The organism is Faecalibacterium prausnitzii (assembly GCF_019967995.1).
In the GTDB taxonomy this organism is placed as follows: Bacteria; Bacillota; Clostridia; order Oscillospirales; family Ruminococcaceae; genus Faecalibacterium; species Faecalibacterium prausnitzii_E.
Map to the genome: position 1 here is coordinate 952,606 of NZ_CP065377.1, position 19,969 is coordinate 972,574.

Annotated in this window: 19 protein-coding genes and 1 pseudogene; 18 read left to right on the forward strand and 2 right to left on the reverse strand. The window is 43.2% G+C overall.

The features are described from left to right. Window positions 1-38: 38 nt before the first annotated feature. Window positions 39-701: a SprT-like domain-containing protein gene (locus tag I5P96_RS04680; protein ID WP_223383382.1), complete on the reverse strand. Its 663-nt coding sequence runs from the start codon at window positions 699-701 to the stop codon at window positions 39-41. Between the two features lie 129 nt (window positions 702-830). Then, window positions 831-1,106: a hypothetical protein gene (locus I5P96_RS04685; protein ID WP_223383384.1), complete on the reverse strand. Its 276-nt coding sequence runs from the start codon at window positions 1,104-1,106 to the stop codon at window positions 831-833. Window positions 1,107-1,310: 204 nt separating this feature from the next. Between I5P96_RS04685 and I5P96_RS04690 the strand changes: the two genes are divergently transcribed. From I5P96_RS04690 to I5P96_RS04775, 18 genes and pseudogenes are all read left to right on the forward strand, one after another. Further along, on the forward strand, window positions 1,311-1,559 hold the full coding sequence (locus I5P96_RS04690) for a DUF1778 domain-containing protein (protein ID WP_223383386.1): 249 nt from the start codon (window positions 1,311-1,313) through the stop codon (window positions 1,557-1,559). Between the two features lie 1,045 nt (window positions 1,560-2,604). Beyond that, window positions 2,605-3,279 carry a sugar transferase gene (locus I5P96_RS04695; RefSeq protein WP_223383388.1) on the forward strand — a complete coding sequence of 225 codons (675 nt, stop codon included), beginning with the start codon at window positions 2,605-2,607 and terminating at the stop codon, window positions 3,277-3,279. A gap of 60 nt (window positions 3,280-3,339) precedes the next feature. Continuing rightward, window positions 3,340-5,013 (forward strand): phospho-sugar mutase, encoded by a 1,674-nt coding sequence (locus I5P96_RS04700; RefSeq protein WP_223383390.1) that lies wholly within the window; start codon window positions 3,340-3,342, stop codon window positions 5,011-5,013. Window positions 5,014-5,034: 21 nt separating this feature from the next. Beyond that, entirely contained in the window at window positions 5,035-6,345 is a 1,311-nt protein-coding gene (locus I5P96_RS04705; protein ID WP_223383391.1) for a sugar phosphate nucleotidyltransferase, read from the forward strand. Window positions 6,346-6,364: 19 nt separating this feature from the next. Beyond that, a complete protein-coding gene (locus I5P96_RS04710; protein WP_223383393.1) occupies window positions 6,365-7,330 on the forward strand; it encodes a type I phosphomannose isomerase catalytic subunit in 966 nt (321 codons plus the stop codon). A gap of 21 nt (window positions 7,331-7,351) precedes the next feature. Beyond that, the gene (locus tag I5P96_RS04715) at window positions 7,352-8,041 is read left to right on the forward strand and encodes a sugar transferase (protein WP_223383395.1); all 690 of its coding nucleotides are present in this window, start codon (window positions 7,352-7,354) and stop codon (window positions 8,039-8,041) included. 7 nt (window positions 8,042-8,048) lie between these two features. Next, window positions 8,049-9,206 carry a glycosyltransferase gene (locus I5P96_RS04720; RefSeq protein ID WP_223383397.1) on the forward strand — a complete coding sequence of 386 codons (1,158 nt, stop codon included), beginning with the start codon at window positions 8,049-8,051 and terminating at the stop codon, window positions 9,204-9,206. A gap of 12 nt (window positions 9,207-9,218) precedes the next feature. Further along, complete coding sequence (locus I5P96_RS04725) at window positions 9,219-10,259, forward strand: glycosyltransferase family 4 protein (protein ID WP_223383405.1); 1,041 nt, start codon at window positions 9,219-9,221, stop codon at window positions 10,257-10,259. A 6-nt stretch (window positions 10,260-10,265) separates the two neighbouring features. Continuing rightward, entirely contained in the window at window positions 10,266-11,525 is a 1,260-nt protein-coding gene (locus I5P96_RS04730; protein ID WP_223383407.1) for an O-antigen ligase family protein, read from the forward strand. A gap of 2 nt (window positions 11,526-11,527) precedes the next feature. Beyond that, on the forward strand, window positions 11,528-12,649 hold the full coding sequence (locus tag I5P96_RS04735; protein ID WP_223383409.1) for a glycoside hydrolase family 99-like domain-containing protein: 1,122 nt from the start codon (window positions 11,528-11,530) through the stop codon (window positions 12,647-12,649). Next, entirely contained in the window at window positions 12,633-13,295 is a 663-nt protein-coding gene (locus tag I5P96_RS04740) for a CatB-related O-acetyltransferase (RefSeq protein WP_223383411.1), read from the forward strand. Before I5P96_RS04735 ends, I5P96_RS04740 begins: the two co-directional genes overlap by 17 nt. A 6-nt stretch (window positions 13,296-13,301) precedes the next feature. Continuing rightward, window positions 13,302-14,219, forward strand: a complete 918-nt coding sequence (locus tag I5P96_RS04745) for a hypothetical protein (protein ID WP_223383412.1) — start codon at window positions 13,302-13,304, stop codon at window positions 14,217-14,219. Further along, entirely contained in the window at window positions 14,216-15,355 is a 1,140-nt protein-coding gene (gene rffA, locus I5P96_RS04750; RefSeq protein ID WP_223383413.1) for a dTDP-4-amino-4,6-dideoxygalactose transaminase, read from the forward strand. The genes I5P96_RS04745 and rffA overlap by 4 nt, the downstream gene beginning before the upstream one ends. A gap of 27 nt (window positions 15,356-15,382) precedes the next feature. After that, on the forward strand, window positions 15,383-16,789 hold the full coding sequence (locus tag I5P96_RS04755; protein ID WP_223383414.1) for a flippase: 1,407 nt from the start codon (window positions 15,383-15,385) through the stop codon (window positions 16,787-16,789). Continuing rightward, window positions 16,786-17,889 carry a hypothetical protein gene (locus I5P96_RS04760; protein ID WP_223383415.1) on the forward strand — a complete coding sequence of 368 codons (1,104 nt, stop codon included), beginning with the start codon at window positions 16,786-16,788 and terminating at the stop codon, window positions 17,887-17,889. The genes I5P96_RS04755 and I5P96_RS04760 overlap by 4 nt, the downstream gene beginning before the upstream one ends. 50 nt (window positions 17,890-17,939) lie before the next feature. Beyond that, window positions 17,940-18,647 carry a cytidylyltransferase domain-containing protein gene (locus I5P96_RS04765; protein ID WP_223383416.1) on the forward strand — a complete coding sequence of 236 codons (708 nt, stop codon included), beginning with the start codon at window positions 17,940-17,942 and terminating at the stop codon, window positions 18,645-18,647. Window positions 18,648-18,701: 54 nt separating this feature from the next. Next, on the forward strand, window positions 18,702-19,385 hold the full coding sequence (locus I5P96_RS04770; protein WP_223383417.1) for a cytidylyltransferase domain-containing protein: 684 nt from the start codon (window positions 18,702-18,704) through the stop codon (window positions 19,383-19,385). Between the two features lie 9 nt (window positions 19,386-19,394). Beyond that, window positions 19,395-19,886: pseudogene (locus tag I5P96_RS04775) on the forward strand (phosphoglucosamine mutase); the annotation flags it as partial. Window positions 19,887-19,969: the final 83 nt, after the last annotated feature.

A 19,969-nucleotide genomic window follows, 5' to 3' on the forward strand; every position in this document is an offset into this window, starting at 1 on the left:
ACTCTCACTCGTGCCCTCGCTCTCTGTCTTGCGATGATTTAGTCGGCCTTCACGAACAGCTCCATGCAGTCTGCGCAGATGACCCGCACTTCCTTGGTGCTCCGGATGATGGTACCGCACTTGGGACATACCCACCGCCGGGTGCTGCTCTTGGCTTTGAGAGGTCTCGGTGCTCCAGTCTGACTGCTGCCGGGTGCCTTGCTGCCTGCTCCGGTGCCTGCCATATCCGACCATGCCAGCCGCTCACCCATCTGGATGTCCTGCCAGCCTTGGAAGATGATGAAGTCCAGCAGCTCTTCGGACGGACTTGTGATGGTCCAGCCATACTTTTCGTGGTGGTCGACGGTCAGCCCGTGTGTCTCTGCCTGCTCCTTAAAGCGCCGGTTATGATAGACCCCGTTGTTGCTGGTGTCCTTGATGCTGGTCTCCATGCAGTACTCGTGCACCATCTCATGCAGCAGAGTAGAAGCGGTCTCCTCGATGGGACGGTCAAGGGTAGCCGACGAAATATTGATCTCGTACTTGTTCTCGCCGCCTGCCTGCCAGACCTTGGAACAGGTGATGTGACCGTATGCGGACGGGGTCTTTTTCAGGCTGATGATGGGCTCAGGCAGCTTGCCTGCAAAGTAGTGCTTGTTGAGCTCGCGGAACATCTTTTCCAGCTGACCAGCAGCGCGGGAGGTTTTGACAGTCTGTTTCATGATTTTTCGAACCTTTCTATTGATAAAAAGGGCCGGGACAGGTATAATATTGGTGTAGCCCGCCCCGGCGGGTGTTGTGGGCTCTGTACAGCGCAAACTTTGGTCGGGGAGCGCTGTATGGGGCTCTTTTCAGGTGATGCTCAGTCGGGTGCCGGAGACCGTTTTGCTGTACTGGTCGTACAGGTCAGGAGCCACAGCCTTGATGGCTTTGCTGTCCAGTCGGGTGCTGGAGAAATCAGACAGACGAATTTTGTGGCAGCCTACTTCCAGATAGTTGGTGGAGCGCTCAGCCAGTGCCTCGCGGATCTGGATCTCCAGCTGTTCCTGTTCAGCCTGTGCGGCCTCGATCAGTTGGGCGGCCTCCTTGTACTGCTCGACAAGGGTCAGTAAAACGTTGATGCTCATGTGTGTACCTCTCTTCAAATCGTTGGTGAATGGTCGGATGTGAGAACCGGTGTTCCCGATGGTATAAGCATAAACTATTCACGGGAATATATCAAGATGGAATGTTGTACAACGATTTAGGAGCAAATTTGTGCAAAATGTATATTCACGAGAATAGGTAGCGGATGCTATAATAAACACTATAATGTACTGGAGGAAAAATCAATGGCAAAGACGAGTGCAGCACAACAGCGTGCAGTTCATAAATATGTGAAAAATAATTATGACCGTTTGGAGCTATCAGTGCCCAAAGGAGAAAAAGCGACTATCCAGCAGGCAGCGAAACAGGCGGGGCAAAGCGTAAACGCCTATATTTACGAAGCGGTATGCGCCAGAATGCAGCAGGAAAACGCCGCATCAGGCACTCCGGGGGTAGTTAAAAATCTGGAAGGGGACGCTGACCCGGTAGAATGAGATCGTTGTTCCATCTCCCCAGACCGAATTGAATCTAGCAGCAGAAGGCCTCTGTCTTTCACAGAAATGTGATCGGCGGGGGCCTTTTTAGCGCAAAAAATAACCTGACCTATGCAAAAGAGCACAAATCAGGTGGTGCGCTGCATTGATGGTTAATTATACCTATATATAATAGGGGAATCGGGGGAGAGAGTAAAAATTATATAGTGTAATGCGATACGTCTAGTCTGAACCCATGACCAATGCAACGGTATGAACCAGTTTTTTAGTGCGAAGGGGCGCTCTATTTAACGATTGTCGTTGCATTGAAACTGCTATCTCACCTGACCGTGCCATCCAGCGTGCTATGGACAACTATATGACCACACATTTTTCTGCCAGTGATTTCATCTGGTATTTTCAGGCGAAACTGGGCAATGTGTGGAAAAGATTAGGTTGAGTCGAAATTTTTTCTAAAACATAGGTGGATACAATTCCTCGGATTTCTATTGATTCCCAGATGTAACCATGATAGAATAATAAGAGAATTCAGACGGCCACGTAGAAGAACTGGTATCCTCCGTTTTGGGATGGGAGATACGCCTTGATTGCGGGTAAGGAGGTGAATCATGTGGGCTTGTGTCTGTTTGCGAACAATAATGTGATAAATCATACGGAAAACCAAATGATAGACCACAATAAAAAGCCCACTGCTGTTTACCTTGCTGGCATGATGCGCAAAGGTGAAAATGAAGTGGGCTTGTTAGGGTTTTACAAAAATGTAAAAATTTGCACTCCGATAGTACTGTGCGTGTGGAGCTTGAGCTGCAGTGTGATGTTCTGGTTTTTGCTGCGGTCACATTGCATTTGAAATGACCTTTGGCGAAACCGTCGTCCGAGGGCTTTTGTTTACCTGGAAATCAGGAGGTAAACGGTCTGTACGTCTTGGGAAAAGAGAAACAGCTATCTAAAAGGAAGGTGCTTGCGGGAACGGTGTGAGCTAAAGGGATTACTTTAAAACGAATAACGATAAGAAACGTATAGACAAGGATTTATGTGAGGAAAAATGGCTACGAATACGACCGGAATTGAGAAGAAAGTTGAAATTGACCGAAAAGAGAATCTGCACGCCCATCGGCTGTACTGGTTTGTCCGCCGTGCGCAGGATATTGTTCTGTCGTCGGTGACGCTGGTAGTGCTGTCACCGGTCATGTTGATTACAGCGATTGCTATTGTGGTAGATGATCCATCAGCTGGCCCAATTTTCTCGCAGGAGCGTATTGGCTGCAACGGAAAACCCTTCAAGTTTTACAAATTCCGCTCCATGTGCCCCAATGCAGAGGCAAAACTAGACGACCTGCTGGATCAAAACGAGATGGATGGCCCTGTGTTCAAAATCAAGGATGATCCGCGCATTACTCGTGTGGGTAAATTTATCCGCAAGACCAGCATTGATGAACTGCCGCAGCTATGGAATATCCTGAAGGGTGATATGAGCATAGTTGGCCCCCGCCCTGCACTTCCCCGTGAGGTAGAGCAGTACGGCGACTACGAAAAGCAGCGCCTTTATGTAACTCCCGGCTTGAGCTGTTATTGGCAGATTGCTCCGCACCGCTACGACCTCTCCTTTGAAGAGTGGATGGATCTGGATGTGAAATATGTCAAAGAGCGCAGCTTTTGGGTGGATTGGAAGATTATTTTTAAAACAATCAAGGTGTGCCTTTTGGGGCATGGAGCGTAATGAATAACCATTGCTGAAGTTACTTAAAAACCGATAATAGGCTCGAAAGGAATATAATTTATGGATATCAAGAAAGAATATGAACGCTGGTTGGCAAATGCCACCGCCGATGCCGATGTAGTGGCAGAACTAAGAATATTGGATGATTCCAAAATCGAGGACGCGTTCTATCGTGACCTCGCCTTTGGCACGGGCGGTCTGCGCGGCGTCATCGGCGCAGGAACCAACCGGATGAACGTCTATACCGTGGCAAAGGCTTCTCAGGGTCTGGCGGACTACTTGAAGAAGAATTTTGCAGAGCCGTCCGTGACCATCGGTTATGACAGCCGCATCAAGAGCGATGTGTTTGCAAAGGTGGCTGCGGGTGTGTTCGCGGCCAACGGCGTCAAGGTGAATATCTGGCCTGTTCTGATGCCGGTGCCTACCGTGTCCTTTGCGACTCGTTATCTGCACACCTCTGCCGGTGTCATGGTGACGGCTTCTCACAATCCCAGCAAGTACAACGGCTATAAGGTCTACGGTGCAGACGGCTGCCAGATCACTACCGAGGTTGCTGCGGAAATTCTGGCTGAAATCGAGAAGCTGGACATTTTTGCGGACGTCATGACCAGCGATTTTGAAGCAGGCGTGGCAAACGGCAGTATCCAGTACATCCCGGATGAGGTCTACACTGCATTCGTGGAGCAGGTCAAGAGCCAGTCTGTTCTGTTTGGCGAAGAGGTCAATAAGAATGTGGCTATCGTGTACAGCCCGCTGAACGGCACCGGTCTGAAGCCTGTGACCCGCACTCTGAAGGAGATGGGCTACACCAACATCACCGTGGTCAAAGAGCAGGAGCAGCCGGACGGAAACTTCCCGACCTGCCCGTACCCCAACCCGGAGATCAAGGAAGCCATGGCGCTGGGTATGGAGTATGCCAAGAAGTGCAATGCCGACCTGCTGCTGGCAACCGACCCCGACTGCGACCGTGTGGGCATCGCCGTCAAGAACAAGGCAGGGGAGTACGAGCTGCTGACCGGCAACCAGACGGGTATGCTGCTGCTGGACTATATTTGCAACCAGCGCGTAAAGCATGGCAAGATGCCTGCCGACCCGGTCATGGTCAAGACGATCGTCACCATGGACATGGGGGAACAGATTGCTACCCATTACGGATTGCGTACAATCAACGTATTGACTGGCTTCAAGTTTATCGGCGAGCAGATCGGCAAGCTGGAAAAGCAGGGCAAGGCAGACAGCTATGTGTTCGGCTTTGAGGAGAGCTACGGCTACCTGACCGGCTCCTACGTCCGCGATAAGGATGGCGTGGACGGTGCCTATATGATCTGCGAGATGTTTAGCTATTATGCTACTAAGGGCATCAGCCTGCTGGACAAGCTGGACGAGTTGTACAAGGCTTACGGATACTGCCTGAACACCCTGCACAGCTATGAATTCGACGGTAGCGCCGGTTTTGCCAAGATGCAGAGCATTATGCAGGCATTCCGCGGCGACATCAAGGAGTTTGGCGGCAAGAAGGTCGTTAAGCTGCTGGACTACGCACTTGGTTTGGATGGCCTGCCCAAGTCCGATGTGCTCAAGTTTCTGCTGGAAGATAACTGCTCCATTGTGGTGCGCCCCTCCGGTACCGAGCCGAAGCTCAAGACCTATATTTCTGTCAGCGCGGAAAACAAGGAAGCTGCAGAGAAGATTGAGCTGGAGATCTGCAAGAGTGCGGAAGAGTATTTGAAATAAGGAATAGGGGAGAAAATAAAAATGAATGTTATTTTGCTTTCTGGAGGTTCCGGCAAGCGGCTCTGGCCTCTTTCCAACGATGTGCGCAGCAAGCAGTTTATCAAGCTATTTAAGAATAATGACGAGTATGAGTCTATGGTGCAGCGTGTCTACCGCCAGATTGCTACGGTGGATGCAGATGCAAAAATCACCATTGCGACTAGTAAATCGCAGGCAAGCGCTATCAAGAATCAGCTGGGGGAAAAGGCTTCTATCTGCGTAGAGCCCTGCCGCCGCGATACGTTCCCGGCCATCGCACTGGCCGCAGCCTATCTGCACGACGAACTGGGTGTGGCAGAGAATGAGGCTGTTGTTGTCTGCCCGGTCGATCCGTATGTGGACAACACCTATTATGAATCCGTCAAAACCCTGCAGGAGCTGGCAGAGCAGGGTGGAGCAAATCTGACCCTGATGGGCATTGAGCCGACTTATCCCAGCGAGAAGTATGGTTACGTTATCCCTGAAAGTGGCGAAATTGTCAGCAAGGTTAAAGAATTCAAGGAAAAGCCGGATGTGGAAACTGCCAAGAAGTATCTAGCACAGAGCGCATTGTGGAATGCAGGCATCTTTGCATTCAAACTTGACTATCTGCTGGACAAGGCGCATAGCATGATCGACTTCGAGGACTACCGTGACCTGTTCAATAAGTACGATACATTGACTAAAATTAGCTTTGACTATGCTGTGGTTGAGAAGGAGTCCAGCATTCAGGTTCTGCGTTATAGCGGCGACTGGAAGGATGTCGGCACATGGAACATGATGGCTGAGGTCATGGCAGACAAGACCAAGGGCAAGGCTGTTCTGGATGAAACCTGCAAAAACACCAATGTGGTGAACGAGCTGAATATCCCGATCCTTTGCATGGGCTGCAAGGATATGATCATTGCGGCCAGCGGCGACGGCATCCTGATCTCCGATAAAGAGCGCAGCGGCTACATGAAACCCTATGTGGAAAAGATCGAGACCGAGGCAATGTATGCTGAGAAGTCTTGGGGTAGTTACACGGTCATTGATGTGCAGCCCGGCTCTATGACAGTTAAGATTTCCATGAGAGCGGGTGAGCACATGACTTACCACATGCATAACTACCGTGAGGAAGTCTGGACGGTTGTTTCTGGTAAGGGCAGGGCAATCGTTGACGGCATGGAGCAGGTGCTGCGTACAGGCGATGTGATCACCATTGCGGCAGGCTGCAAGCACACGGTTGAGGCTATCACTGCATTGGACATGATCGAAGTTCAGCTTGGTGATGAGATTAGCGTTGCTGATAAGATCAAATTCCCCATGGTGTAGGAACTAAGGGGTGATGGCTATGGAAATCATGAAATTGATTCCGACTGGCAAGGACTACCTGTGGGGTGGCACCCGACTCCGAGAAGAATATGGAAAGCAAATCGATTTGACCCCGTTGGCGGAGACATGGGAGTGCTCTGTACATCCAGATGGCCCTAGCTATGTGGCGAATGGAATCTATAAAGGACAGACACTGGCAGAGGTGTTGAGTGCTCACCCAGAATATCTTGGCACAAAGGTGGAAAACAGAGAACTGCCTGTATTGGTGAAATTCATCGATGCCAAGAAAGATTTATCTGTTCAGGTTCATCCCGATGATGCATATGCACGAGAGCACGAAGGCGACAACGGTAAGACCGAGATGTGGTACGTTGTGGACGCTGACGAAGGTGCACACTTGATTTATGGCTTTCAGCACAAGGTGACAGAGGAAATTCTTCGGAAAGCTGTTGAAACTGGAACATTGGATAAGCATCTGCAAAAAGTTGAAGTTCACAAAGGCGATACCTATTTTGTCCCGGCGGGAACCGTACATGGCATTGGAAAAGGCATTCTGGTGGCTGAAATTCAGGAAAGCTCGAACGTGACCTACCGTGTCTACGACTATGACCGTGTGGATAAGAACGGAAAAAAGCGTGAGTTGCACTTTGACAAGGCTGTTCAGGTCATGGATATGAATGTCGCGCCAGATGTGAGTCAGAAACCCAGAATCGTGAAATACTATTCCGGCTGCTCTCGTGAGCTGCTTTGCCGCTGCAAATATTTTGAAACAGAGCGGATTCAGGTTACGAAGGGCTTTGCCTTTTCTGTAATGGATACCTCTTTTCAGGTGCTGATGTGCCTGGATGGCTACGGCGAAGTGCAGACGATGGACGCAGAGCGGAAACCGATGCGATTCAGTAAAGGTGAAACGCTGTTTTTACCAGCAGGACTGGGCAGATGCTTGGTTGTTGGTGACGCAGAGCTAATTAAGGTTCGGTGCTAAAAAATTTTATAGGATGGAATTATGACCGTAAAGAATACTGAATTACCCCGCGAAAATTGTTGTGCGGAGAACAAACCCCAAAATGAGTTCAGTACAAAAGCGTACCTCTTTATAAAAAGACTTTTTGACATAATAACGTCGCTGGTTTTACTTATTTTGATTTCGCCGTTGCTGCTGGTTCTTTCGATTCTGGTCTATGTGGATGACCCGGGAAAAGTTTTCTATGGGCATGTCAGAATTGGTAAAAACGGAAAGCCTTTTAAGATGTGGAAATTCCGTAGTATGTACATGAATGCCGACAAAATGATTGATTTGCTTACGCCAGAACAGGCAAAGCAATATTACACAGAGTTCAAGATTGACAACGACCCGCGCATAACTAGGATCGGAAATTTTTTGCGGAAAACCAGTCTGGACGAATTGCCACAGCTTTTTAATGTGATCTGCAATGATATGAGTCTGGTAGGCCCTCGCCCACTGATCGAGTCGGAAATTCAGACCTACTATGAAGACACCCACGATGTACTTCTGGCTGTAAAGCCGGGTGTTACCGGATACTGGCAGGCTTATGCGCGAAATAATGCGACCTACCAAAGCGGCGAACGGCAGAAAATGGAAATGTATTATGTCCATAATGCATCACTGTGGTTGGACATCAAGATTCTGTTTAAGACCATCGGGTCGGTTTTGAAGAAGCAGGGGGCGCAGTAAAGAAACCATGAAAAAGATTTTACAGATATCCAACTACCAGTATCCGCATATTGGCGGCATTGAGCAGGTTGCAAGAGACATTGCCGATTCTCTGCTTGACGATAAGGAAATTGAGCAGAAGATGATTTGCTTTAACGAGGATGCACAAGATGGCGACTATCTATGTCATCGCAAAGAGACCGTGCACGATTCTGTGGATGGCGTGGAAGTGATCCGATGCGGTTGCTTTGCAAAAGTGGCATCGCAGTCGTTGTCGTTCACCTATCCACATGAATTAAAAAAGGTGCTGCAAGACTTTGCCCCGGATATTGTAATTTTGCATTATCCGAATCCCTTTGTTTCGAGCTTCTTACTGCCAATGCTCCCGAAAAACACAAAATTTATATTGTACTGGCATTTGGACATTACAAAGCAAAAAGTTCTTGGAAAGCTGTTCCATGGTCAAACGCTGCATTTATTGGAACGGGCGGACAAGGTAATAGCAACCAGTCCGAATTATGTGGATGGCAGCCCATATTTGAGCCAGTACCGCGCAAAGTGTGAAGTTATCCCCAATTGCATTCGGATGGAGCGGTTGACCCCTACTGCTACGATCTACAAAAAGGCAGAGCTAATTCGGAAGGAAAATGAGGGAAAAATCCTCTGTTTTGGTGTAGGACGGCATGTCCCGTACAAAGGTTTCACCTATCTTGTAAAGGCAAGCAAACTCTTGGATGATCGTTTTCGCATTCATATCGGCGGAAAGGGTGAGCTGACACAAGCGCTGAAGGAAGAAGCAAAGGACGACAACAAAATCCAATTCCTTGGTCGTGTAAGCGATGAGGACATGATCGCCTATTATCTGGCTTGTGATATTTTCTGCTTCCCGTCCATTACCAAAAACGAAGCATTTGGCATTGCCCTTGCAGAGGGTATGTATTTTGCCAAGCCAGCAGTCACCTTTACAATTCCAGGCAGCGGAGTGAACTATGTCAATCTGGCTGGCGTAACGGGTATCGAGTGCTCGAATGGAGATGTACAGGCTTATGCAGATGCATTGACAAAGCTTGCGAATGATCCAGAACTGCGAGAGAAATATGGCAAAGCAGCAAAGCGGAGAGTGGAAGAACATTTTATGTATGATGGACTGAAACGTGCCATTTGGGATCTGATTGCGGAAATGTAATGTAGGAGGAATATGGAAGCCTATGTAATAGATGGGTTGTTTTTGACCCAGAAAATCACCGGAATCCAGCGGTATGCGTATGAGATTACGATGGAACTTGATAAGATCGTTTTGAAAAATACCTTAGAAATTCTGGTTCCGGAGAGTTTTGAAAATATACCGGATCTAAAAAATATCAAAGTTGTGAGATACGGAAAAAAACATGGAGTGCTTTGGCAACAGATTGATTTTGCACGCTATGCGCGAATGCACAAAATGCAATGTATTTGCTTTACGAACATTCTGCCGTTGTTTTACCCGCATGGGATTATCACGATTCACGATGTAAGTTATAAGGCAAACCCGCGATTCTTTACTTCAAAGAGGGACCGTATTTCCGCTCTGTGGCATCGTTTGAATTACTGGTGCGCAGCACATTCCTCTATGAAAATTGTGACTGTATCTGAATTTTCAAAATCGGAAATAATCAAATATTACAAGATTGCCTCAGAGCGAATCACCGTTATTTACAATGCATGGCAACATATGAACCGAATCAAGGCGGCTTCGGATACATTTGAGCGCTACCCGCAGCTTGCAAAAGGTTCTTACTATTTTTCGATGTCAACTCTTGCAGCGAACAAGAATTTCAAATGGATTTTATACGCCGCTAAGAATAATCCAGATGAACAGTTTGCAATTGCTGGAGGTGGAAAGCTGAAAGGCGCTGCGGAAGCGGAGGGTTTTGCGGAACTGCCTAATATCCGTTTTCTTGGATATGTCAGTGATGAAGATGCAAAGACTCTGATGGCAAACTGCAAAGCCTTTTTGTTTCCGACTTTATACGAAGGGTTTGGTATTCCTCCACTGGAAGCAATTGCTTGCGGTGCGCCAAGAATTATTGTATCGGATACACCATGTGTGCACGAGATTTATGGAAATAACGCAGAGTATATTGACCAGACAAACTATAAGAATGCAAAGATTACAGAAGGTAAAATATGTGTTTCTGCAGAAATATTGGAGAAATATAGTTGGAAAAAGTCTGCCGAAAAATTACTAGAGAAATTATAAAATCATATGGTTAAAAATAAAAAACTTATTAAAACCTGCACAACGCTCGCAATATTTACGTCCTCTTTCGATATTTTTGCAATAGTCAATATTGGTGGATTTAACTTTAGATTTTGTCAGTTGATTATTTTGCCAGTCATTACACTTTATTTAATGAATGTAATGGCATCAAGGCGTTTCCTTGCGCCAAAAGGGTTTCGATATTTACTTATTTGGATTGTTTTGCAGCTTGTATTTTGCTTCCGGTCCCCAAGTTTGAAAAATGCATTTGGATACTTTATATGGTTGATTTTTAACGGTATAACGGTTCTGTCTACGTGCTATTTTTGTGAAAAGGCATATTCAAGAAAATGGCTGTTGAGAACTTATTTGCATTCATTTGTGTTTATGTCTGTCGTTGGGTTGATGCAACTTTTTCTTTATGCAATAGGCGTTGATTTCTATGTGGCTCAAAATTGGACTGGCCGGTTGGCACGAATTAATGGATTTTCTTATGAACCGTCTTATTATGCAACATACCTGATAATGGGTTTCGTTACTTATGCTAGTCTCCTTATTGCGAACGAGTATGTATGGATATCTAAGACGAAATTGCAACAAGGTTTTGTTTGGGTAACAATCGCACTGATTTTGTCATCCTCCCGTATGGGATGGTTGATGATAGCAGTTTTTATTGTGTATGAATTATCGTATCATTCCTTAAAAAAGGCATTGACAGGTGGGCGTATAAAAAAGAAAACATTCTCTTTTATAGCTTTAGCATTGCTTGTAGTGGCTTTTGCTGCTTTCGCCGTAGTGTACATTTTAAAATTGGATCTTTCAATGTTTGCCGCCGGGTTAGGAATTGGCGGTGGCTCTACGCATTCATCAGGACCAAGAATTGAAGGATTAACAAAATGTATTGAGATTTTCAAAAAAAGTCCTATCTGGGGATATAGTCTTGGTGGGGTAGACCCGATGATTGCTAGGTACGATGGAGAAGTATATTCAACGCTACACAATGGCGCGGCGATGAGTGTGGTTGGCGAAATTCTAGTTGCAAGTGGTGTCATCGGGCTGATTCCGTTTATTTTTTATTTTTTAGCGCTTCTTTTTAGAAGAACAAATTCGGCCAATATTACATACTCGAATGTAATAAGGGCATTGAGAGTTGCAATGGTATTTGAACTGGCAATTCTTTGTTTTAATCAAAATATATTGCGCCCATATACTTGGTGGCATATTGCCATTTTAAGTGCAGAAATGAAATCTACACAAGGAGATTAAATATGTCAAAGACAAAAATAATTGCTATGTATTTGCCACAGTATCATGAGATCCCAGAAAATTCAAAATTTTGGGGAGAGGGCTTCACAGATTGGGTAAGTGTGAAAAAGGCAGAGCCCCTGTATAAAGGCCACAAGCAGCCTAAGGTGCCACAAAATGAAAAATATTACGATTTGTCGAAAAAAGAAAACGTGGCATGGCAAGCGAAAATTGCAAGAAAATACGGAGTGGACGGTTTTGGGATTTATCATTATTGGTTCTCCAGCAAAAAACAGCTTCTAACAAAACCTGCTGAAATAATTTTGGAAAATAAAGATATCGATATTCCTTTTTTCTTTGCGTGGGATAATATTAGCTGGAAAAGAACATGGAGCAAATTAAAGGGAAATGACTGGTCTCCGATTGTCGATGATAAAGCTCAGCGAAAAAAGGATGAACCGGAAATTTTGATAGAATATGTTCTTGGCGATAAAGAAGAATGGAAGAAACATTTTGATTATTTGCTTCCATACTTCAAGGATAGCAGGTATATCAAAAAAGAAGGAAAGCCTGTCTTTGTGATATACAATTTTGATGAAAAGATTATTTCAATGGGAAAGTATTGGGATGATCTTGCGCAGGAAAATGGACTGAAAGGTGTTGAAGTTATTTACCGCTATGATCCAATAAAAATGATTCCAAGTAATCAGAAAACATTCACTTATGAGCCGCCATTCTCTGGATGGGGGACAACTGTAACACGAGTGATTTCTAAAATAGAAAGAGTATTAGGAAAAAACGGTCTTCAGATATACGAATATGATGGGGTCTGGAAAAAAATAATAGAAAATGCAAAGAGAAACAAGGATTCAAACATAATGTCTGGTGCGTTTGTTGAGTATGATGATACTCCACGGCGTGGAAAAAAAGGAAAAGTAGTCACAGGAGCGACACCACAAAAATTTGAAAAGTACATGGCAGAGCTGCTGCGAATTTCTAGCCGGCAGAACAAAGATTTCATTTTCCTTACGGCATGGAATGAATGGGGCGAGGGTGCGTATCTGGAACCAGATACCGAAAACGGTTATGCCTATTTGGAAGCTTTGAAACGTGCAGTTGAAAGCGTGAATGCAGAAAATGCTTGATCATACTATTTTAAGGGATTTTGTAAAACAAATTCGGCTGAACCATTTTAAGCGCAGTTGGCGGAAAGCAAATGCTGAAAATGATACCGTTCCAATGAATCACTTCCCGGCAGAATTGGTGAGCGTTGGAAAATGTTCTTATGGTGAGCTGAATGTTGTTACCTTCAACCGTTGCTCGAAGCTAAAAATTGGTTCTTATTGCTCAATTGCACAGCATGTGTACTTTATGCTTGATGTAGAACATCGTGTGAATACAGTTTCTACATATCCATACAAAGCAAAATGTTTGAGGCTGGGCGATGAAGCCTTTTCTAAAGGCGATATCGTTGTAGGCGATGATGTTTGGATTGGCTACGGTGCAACTATTATGTCGGGGGCTCATATCGGGCAAGGGGCGGTGGTTGCGGCAGGTGCAGTAGTAACAAAGGATGTGCCGCCGTATGCAATTGTTGGTGGTGTGCCTGCTAAGGTGATTAAGTATCGCTTTGAGACAGAAATTATAAAGGAGTTGTTGAGGATAGATTATAGCAAATTGAATGAGAAAATGATAAAAGAGCATATTGATGAGTTGTATACAGATTTAAAGAGTGTCAAGCAGATCAAGTGGTTTCCTCAAAGGGAGGAAAAGAATTTTGATAGGAAGTGAAATAGAATGCGCCCTGTAATTTCCCTGTGCTTACCAACAAATGGGGTCATTGAATGGGTCTTTCCGGTATTGGATAGCATTTATAATCAAAACGTAGAGAATGATTTGTTCGAAGTAATAGTAACCAATAACGGTAATAATCATCAGTTCGATATGATGATGCAGGAATATGCTGAAAAGCATGATAATCTTATCTATAAAAAAACTGATGCCTATATGTTCCATAATCAATTGGAGGCTTTAAAATTAGCGTCAGGCATTTATTTGAAGTTTGTGAATCATAGGGGAATCTTCCAAGATGGCTCATTAAAGAAAATGCTTAACATCGTTTTGGAGAACTTAGATGATAAACCAGTTATTTATTTTGGAAATGGCGTTTTTAAAAATGATGAATACATTCTAAATGACTTTGATTCGTTTGTTGGGACACTGAAGCGCTATGTTTCATGGACAACTGGTGTAGGAATCTGGAAAAGTGATTATGAAAAGATTCCAGATGATGTTCCGATTGATAAGATTTCGCCCCATTCGTGCATTTTGTTTTCAGAACGCAATAAGAAGAGATATTTAATAGAGAATTTTACGTTTTCTAAGGATATTGACACCAATGCGAGTAAAAAAGGTACATATGACTTGTTTAGAGCTTTTGCAGTTGAAGAGGTCACAATAGCACTTAATTTGCTTATCGATGGAGACATAACAGCTAGAACTTTCAAGGCTGTAAAGAAGGATTATGAAGCATTCGTTTCGGAACTGTATTATATGTATATTATAAAAAAGGAACCATGTTCTTATGATTTGAGTGGGTTTGACGATTCGATGGGGATTTTCTTTACCAAAACAGAAATATATATTGGGATTTTGAGTTTGATTTTTAAGAAGATGCTAAGAAAAGTAACAAAAATTGTGGAGGTAAAAAAATGATTCACTTTAATGTTCCGCCGTTTGTTGGTACAGAATTCAAGTATATGCAGGAGGCGGTTAACAACCATAAGATTTGTGGTGATGGTCCGTTTACAAAAAAATGCAATGAATGGCTTGAAAAACGTTTTAACGCAAAGAAAGTAATGCTTACTACAAGTGGCTCAACTGCACTTGATATGGCGGCTTTGTTATGCGGTATTAAGCCGGGCGATGAGGTTATTCTTCCAAGTTTTACATTTTCAAGTACAGCAAACTCTTTTGTCTTAGCCGGAGCAACACTTGTATTCGTAGATGTTCGACCGGACACAATGAATATTGATGAAACAAAAATTGAGGCTGCCATTACGGATAAAACAAAGGTGATTTGTCCGGTTCACTATGCTGGTGTCGCCTGTGAAATGGACACAATCATGGACATTGCCAAAAGACATCACTTGATGGTTGTGGAAGATGCCGCGCAGGGTGTTATGAGTACTTACAAGGGAAAAGCTTTGGGTACAATCGGCGATTTTGGTTGCTATTCTTTCCATGAAACAAAAAACTATTCTATGGGTGAAGGTGGCGCAATTGTAATTAACAATGCTGCCTATATTGAAAAAGCAGAAATTTTGCGTGAAAAAGGAACGAATCGCTCGCAATTTTTCCGCGGACAGGTCGCTAAATATAATTGGGTAGATTTCGGTGACAGTTATCTTCAGAGTGATTTGAACGCTGCATATCTTTGGGCACAACTCGAAGTGGCAGATCAAATCAATGAGAATCGACTTGAAACATGGAATAAATATTACACCGCCTTTAAGCCACTGGAGGAAAAAGGAATAGTACAGCTACCCATTATTCCAGAGGGCTGCGTCCACAACGCGCATATGTTTTACTTGAAGACGAAGAACTTGGAAATTAGACAGGCATATATCAAATTCATGAAAGAAAATGATATCTTGTGTGTGTTCCATTATGTTCCTCTACATAGTGCCCCGGCAGGCCTTAAATTCGGTCGTTTTGATGGCGTGGATGAAAATACAACTGCAGATAGCGATCGTCTGGTTAGGCTGCCTATGTACTATAACATAAAAAGTGATGACCTGAACAAGGTAATCGAAAAGACATTGGAATTCTTTAATAGTGAAACAAAGTAAGATGCAGACATACTGGTGGATGGATCAATGAATGATTATAAGTATCTGATAAAAAATATTGGAATCCTTACAATTAGCAACTTTGCTACGAAATTTTTATCTTTCTTCCTGCTTCCGTTGTACACAGGGGTCTTGTCGACGGAGGAATATGGCACGTTCGATTTATACAGCACCACTATATCACTTCTTTATCCGATACTATCTATTTGTGTTTCTGACAGTGTGATTAGATTTTTGCTTGAACGAAATAAAGATAAAGATTCTGTAATTTCAATTAGTGCGAAATATGTAGTCATATCTATTGTTGCCTTTCTATTTTTGTTTGCTGTTAATGTAATTACGAATACCGTTCCAGAATTGAATGCTTATAAGATACTTTTTGTTTTAGTGTATGTTGTTACAGTACTCAATTCATGGCTATCTGGTGTCGCAAGAGGTCAAGAAAGGATTAAGGATATATCACTTGCCAGCATCATTTCAAGCTTTGGCACAATTCTTCTAAACATTATATTTCTCGTGTGGATGAAATTTGGTATCGTAGGATATTTTTGGGCAACAATTCTAGGAACCAGTATGTCAATTATTTATTATGTCTATGTTACTAATATTTTTCATTCGATACATACGGCAACCAAGGACTATAACCTTGATAAAGAAATGCGAAAATATGGCACGGGACTGATGGTTAACTCAATCAGCTGGTGGGTGAACAATTCCCTAGACAAGTATATGGTTTTGTATATGTGTGGGATTGCCGCAAATGGATTGATCTCGGTAGCGTACAAGTTACCAACAGTTTTATCAACGATACAGAATTTATTTGAGCAAGCATGGGTTCTGTCTGCAGTAAAAAAATACAATAAGGAAGATGCTGACGGCTTTTTTGTTCGAACATATAATTTATATGGATTTATTATGGCTATAGCGGCATCTGCAATGATAATGTTTACAAAAGTATTGTCAGCACTACTATTCAAAAAAGATTTTTATGAAGCTTGGTCAATGATTCCGTTTTTTTCTATAGCCGTGGCTTTCAGCGCGGCGGCTGGCTTTTGCGGTGGTGTTTTTGCTGCTCAAAAGCGAACGGATATCATTTCAAAAACAACTTTTATTGGAGCAATTGTAAACACGATACTAAATGCAGTATTAATCTTTTCATTCGGAGTTATTGGCGGTGCGGTAGCTACGATGATTTCGAATGCGGTGGTTATGATTGTTAGATTGTTTTATGTGAAACAACAGATGAATTTTCAAATACGAGTAGTGCGTGATGCTTTGACGTATAGTATATTGCTTTTTCAGACGCTAATTCTGCTACTATGTAATTCCAAAATACAGTATGTGCTTCAACTGCTTCTACTTGTTCTTATCGTGCTATTGTACAATAAAGAAGTATTAGCTGTCTTGAAGAAAGTGGAGGTGCATAAAATATGAGGTCGCTTTTTGTATGCAATACGCCATATCAGTTATTCAATGTGATGAATCTGGCGCTCAATGACGTTCAAGGCACAAGGCTGGTTTCGGATTTGTTTATTGTTGCTAGATTTAGAGACGCAAAAAAAGTATACGATAGGGTAATAGCTGAACATACTTTTGAAAGTGTTTATCTGATAGATCCACGGAGCGGAGATACTTTTATCAAGGAATGTCGTGATAGTATTTTGATTTCGTTGGAGAAGAAAATTAAGAAATATCAAATTGACTCTTATGACTTCCTTGAAAAAAAATATGACCAAGTTTTTATTGCAGATGAAATGCCTTTTGGATTGTTGATGTGCCAATTTTATAAAAGTGCGTCTGTTTGGATATATGAAGATGGTTACCCATACTACTATAAAAATTTTTGGCAAGACTTATGTAGAGGACGTAAACAAAAAATTTTGAGCCTTTTTAATAGAGGGCTATCGACTATTCATCCGAAGGCTTTCTTTGTAAACAATGCGGAAATGTGCCAATCAAAGGTTGCAGAGAAGACTATTCAACTTCCAAAATGGAATGATCAAAACCCGGCTTTTCCTGCCGTTTGCAGATTGTTCGCTTTTGACTCGCAATCAATGGTTTCACAAAAAAAGGTCATTTTTCTGGAACGTCCCTTTGAAGAATGTCCCAAGTACAATGGCTTGTCTCCAGAAAAACTATTAATGGATCTTGACTTAGTCGAGGATTCGTTAGTGAGAATACACCCCCGGAGTGGAAGAAAATATAATGAGGTCTTGGTAGATTATGGCGATAATATGTGGGAATTGGAGTGCTTGTCCAATATAACGAATGAGCATATTCTTGTTGGCGATTGTTCGAATGCTCAGTTTTCTCCGAAAATATTAGCAAATAAAGAACCATATTTGATTTTTGCTTATCGTCTTTTTTACAGTTATCATGACTTGGAAGACCCGAATAATTATGAGAAACAAATTGATCGGATTAGAAAGGCATATAGCCGAAAGGATAAGATTCTTATACCAAAGAACGTAGAGGAACTTAGGAATGCGTTGACTTGGATTCTCACAAAGGGGAGTGATGAGATTATAGATTGAAACACATGATTTATAGGTCATATTTATAAGAAATATTTGGAGGTAATTTTATGAGTATTACAGCAATTATTCCTGTACGTGAAGGTAGCCGCAGATTAAAAAATAAGAATATTGCACCTTTTGCGGGAACGAATCTTTTAATCAACAAGATTAACCAATTGAAACAGGTGGATGAGATTACGGATATTGTCGTGTCCTCTGATTCCGATTTGATGCTTGCGATGGCTTCTTCTCAGGGAGTAAAAACACATAAGCGTGCCCCTGAATTTTGTGATGAGAAAACCAAAACATTTGGTGAGGTCGTAGCGCATATATGTGAGAGTGTTCCGGGTAATGACATTCTTTGGGCTACTTGCACAGCACCATTGGTCTTTCCAAAACACTATAGAGAAGCGGTCGCACTTTACTACAAGGCATTGGAGCAGGGATATGATTCTCTGGTTTCAATGGAAGAGTTTAAACGGTATTTGTGGGATGATAATGGCCCCGTCAATTATGAACTAGGAATTAAACATGTCCCTTCCCAGCAGCTTCCGCCACTGTATTTTGTGACTGATGGCATTTTACTTGCTCCGAGAAAAAAAATGATCGAGTGGAAATATTTCCATGGGCACAATCCTTATCGCTACATCTTAGACAAAAGAACAAGTATCGATATTGATGATGGGCTGGACTTAGCATGTGCGCGTGCTTGGTTGGATATGGATGAATCCGTTTCGCAGATTGACCCGTACATTGTGGGGGGGGGCAACATGTAACTGCTTCCTTTTGAGTGTGGCTGATTGTGCTGACACCGAAAAGGAGGTGGCAGCATGAAAACAGCATGTTTCATACCGATTAAAGCGAATTCGGAAAGAGTTCCAGGTAAAAACTTACGCGTATTGAATGGGAAGAAGCTGTACGAATACATATGCGAACATGTAAAAGCGGCAAATGTGTTTGATGATGTTTATATTGATACCAACAGTCAAGAAATATCAGAGTATGCAGTAAAAATGGGCTTTCATATCATCGAAAGAAAACCGGAACTTGCAACGAACACGGCAAACGGTAATGATTTGCTGGTATATCATTGCGAAAAATTTCCTGAGTATAATTATTATTTTCAGCTTTTTGCTACTGCTCCTTATATGCAACCTGAAACAATAAAAGAATGCTATAATACGCTGATCAGTAGCGAAGAGTTTGATTCTTGCTTTACGGCACTAGAAAATCATAGTTTCTATTGGTTCGCCAACACGCCGATCAATTACAGACCGGGTATTTTACCTAGGAGTCAGGATATGCTCCCGGTAATTGAAGAAACTACAGGGTTATATGGCATCTCTAAAGATAGCTTGGTAAGGTATCGGTGCCGCATTGGGAGGAAACCATACATGCACTATGTTAGTAAGTTCGAAGCTGTTGACATAAATACGGAAGAGGATTTAAGGGTTGCCGAGCATATTGGAAAAGTCATATTTGGATACGGAAGTAATGAAGTTGGTGAAGATTAAGTCTCTTGTTATTGCTACGGTTGCTACATGAAGGAACACGACGAGCTGATGAACAACACCGTGGTTACTACTGTCATGCCCTACTTTGGCCTGTATAAGGCTAAGAATGGCTGCCGTATCGGTGGTGAGCAAAGCGGACATATCATTTTCTCTAAGTATGCCAGTACTGGTGACGGCATCCTGACCAGTCTGAAGATGATGGAAGTCATGCTGGCCAAGAAGAAGCCGATGAGTGAACTGGCATCACCGCTGAAGATTTATCCCCAGGTGCTGGAAAAGGTCCGTGTCACTGATAAAAAGGCTGCACAGAATGATCCGGCTGTTCAGGAAGCAGTGAAGGCAGTCTCCGAGGCCCTAGGTGATATAGGATGTATCCTTGTCCGCGAATCTGGCACGGAGCCTGTTGTTCGTGTCATGGTAGAGGCACCTGACCACGATATCTGCCAGAAGTATGTGTCTCAGGTTGTGGAAGTTATCAAGAACAAGGGCTACGCTGTCTAACGCATATTTTGCCGATATAAATTTCTTGCTATCCAATATTTGTAATGCTATACTTATATTATAAATACTGAATGGAGGTGTCC

Coding starts and splice junctions, on each gene's coding strand:
- I5P96_RS04680 (WP_223383382.1), bottom strand. CDS start 701: ATGAAACAGACTGTCAAAACCTCCCGCGCTGCTGGTCAGCTGGAAAAG.
- I5P96_RS04685 (WP_223383384.1), bottom strand. CDS start 1,106: ATGAGCATCAACGTTTTACTGACCCTTGTCGAGCAGTACAAGGAGGCC.
- I5P96_RS04690 (WP_223383386.1), top strand. CDS start 1,311: ATGGCAAAGACGAGTGCAGCACAACAGCGTGCAGTTCATAAATATGTG.
- I5P96_RS04695 (WP_223383388.1), top strand. CDS start 2,605: ATGGCTACGAATACGACCGGAATTGAGAAGAAAGTTGAAATTGACCGA.
- I5P96_RS04700 (WP_223383390.1), top strand. CDS start 3,340: ATGGATATCAAGAAAGAATATGAACGCTGGTTGGCAAATGCCACCGCC.
- I5P96_RS04705 (WP_223383391.1), top strand. CDS start 5,035: ATGAATGTTATTTTGCTTTCTGGAGGTTCCGGCAAGCGGCTCTGGCCT.
- I5P96_RS04710 (WP_223383393.1), top strand. CDS start 6,365: ATGGAAATCATGAAATTGATTCCGACTGGCAAGGACTACCTGTGGGGT.
- I5P96_RS04715 (WP_223383395.1), top strand. CDS start 7,352: ATGACCGTAAAGAATACTGAATTACCCCGCGAAAATTGTTGTGCGGAG.
- I5P96_RS04720 (WP_223383397.1), top strand. CDS start 8,049: ATGAAAAAGATTTTACAGATATCCAACTACCAGTATCCGCATATTGGC.
- I5P96_RS04725 (WP_223383405.1), top strand. CDS start 9,219: ATGGAAGCCTATGTAATAGATGGGTTGTTTTTGACCCAGAAAATCACC.
- I5P96_RS04730 (WP_223383407.1), top strand. CDS start 10,266: ATGGTTAAAAATAAAAAACTTATTAAAACCTGCACAACGCTCGCAATA.
- I5P96_RS04735 (WP_223383409.1), top strand. CDS start 11,528: ATGTCAAAGACAAAAATAATTGCTATGTATTTGCCACAGTATCATGAG.
- I5P96_RS04740 (WP_223383411.1), top strand. CDS start 12,633: ATGCAGAAAATGCTTGATCATACTATTTTAAGGGATTTTGTAAAACAA.
- I5P96_RS04745 (WP_223383412.1), top strand. CDS start 13,302: ATGCGCCCTGTAATTTCCCTGTGCTTACCAACAAATGGGGTCATTGAA.
- rffA (WP_223383413.1), top strand. CDS start 14,216: ATGATTCACTTTAATGTTCCGCCGTTTGTTGGTACAGAATTCAAGTAT.
- I5P96_RS04755 (WP_223383414.1), top strand. CDS start 15,383: ATGAATGATTATAAGTATCTGATAAAAAATATTGGAATCCTTACAATT.
- I5P96_RS04760 (WP_223383415.1), top strand. CDS start 16,786: ATGAGGTCGCTTTTTGTATGCAATACGCCATATCAGTTATTCAATGTG.
- I5P96_RS04765 (WP_223383416.1), top strand. CDS start 17,940: ATGAGTATTACAGCAATTATTCCTGTACGTGAAGGTAGCCGCAGATTA.
- I5P96_RS04770 (WP_223383417.1), top strand. CDS start 18,702: ATGAAAACAGCATGTTTCATACCGATTAAAGCGAATTCGGAAAGAGTT.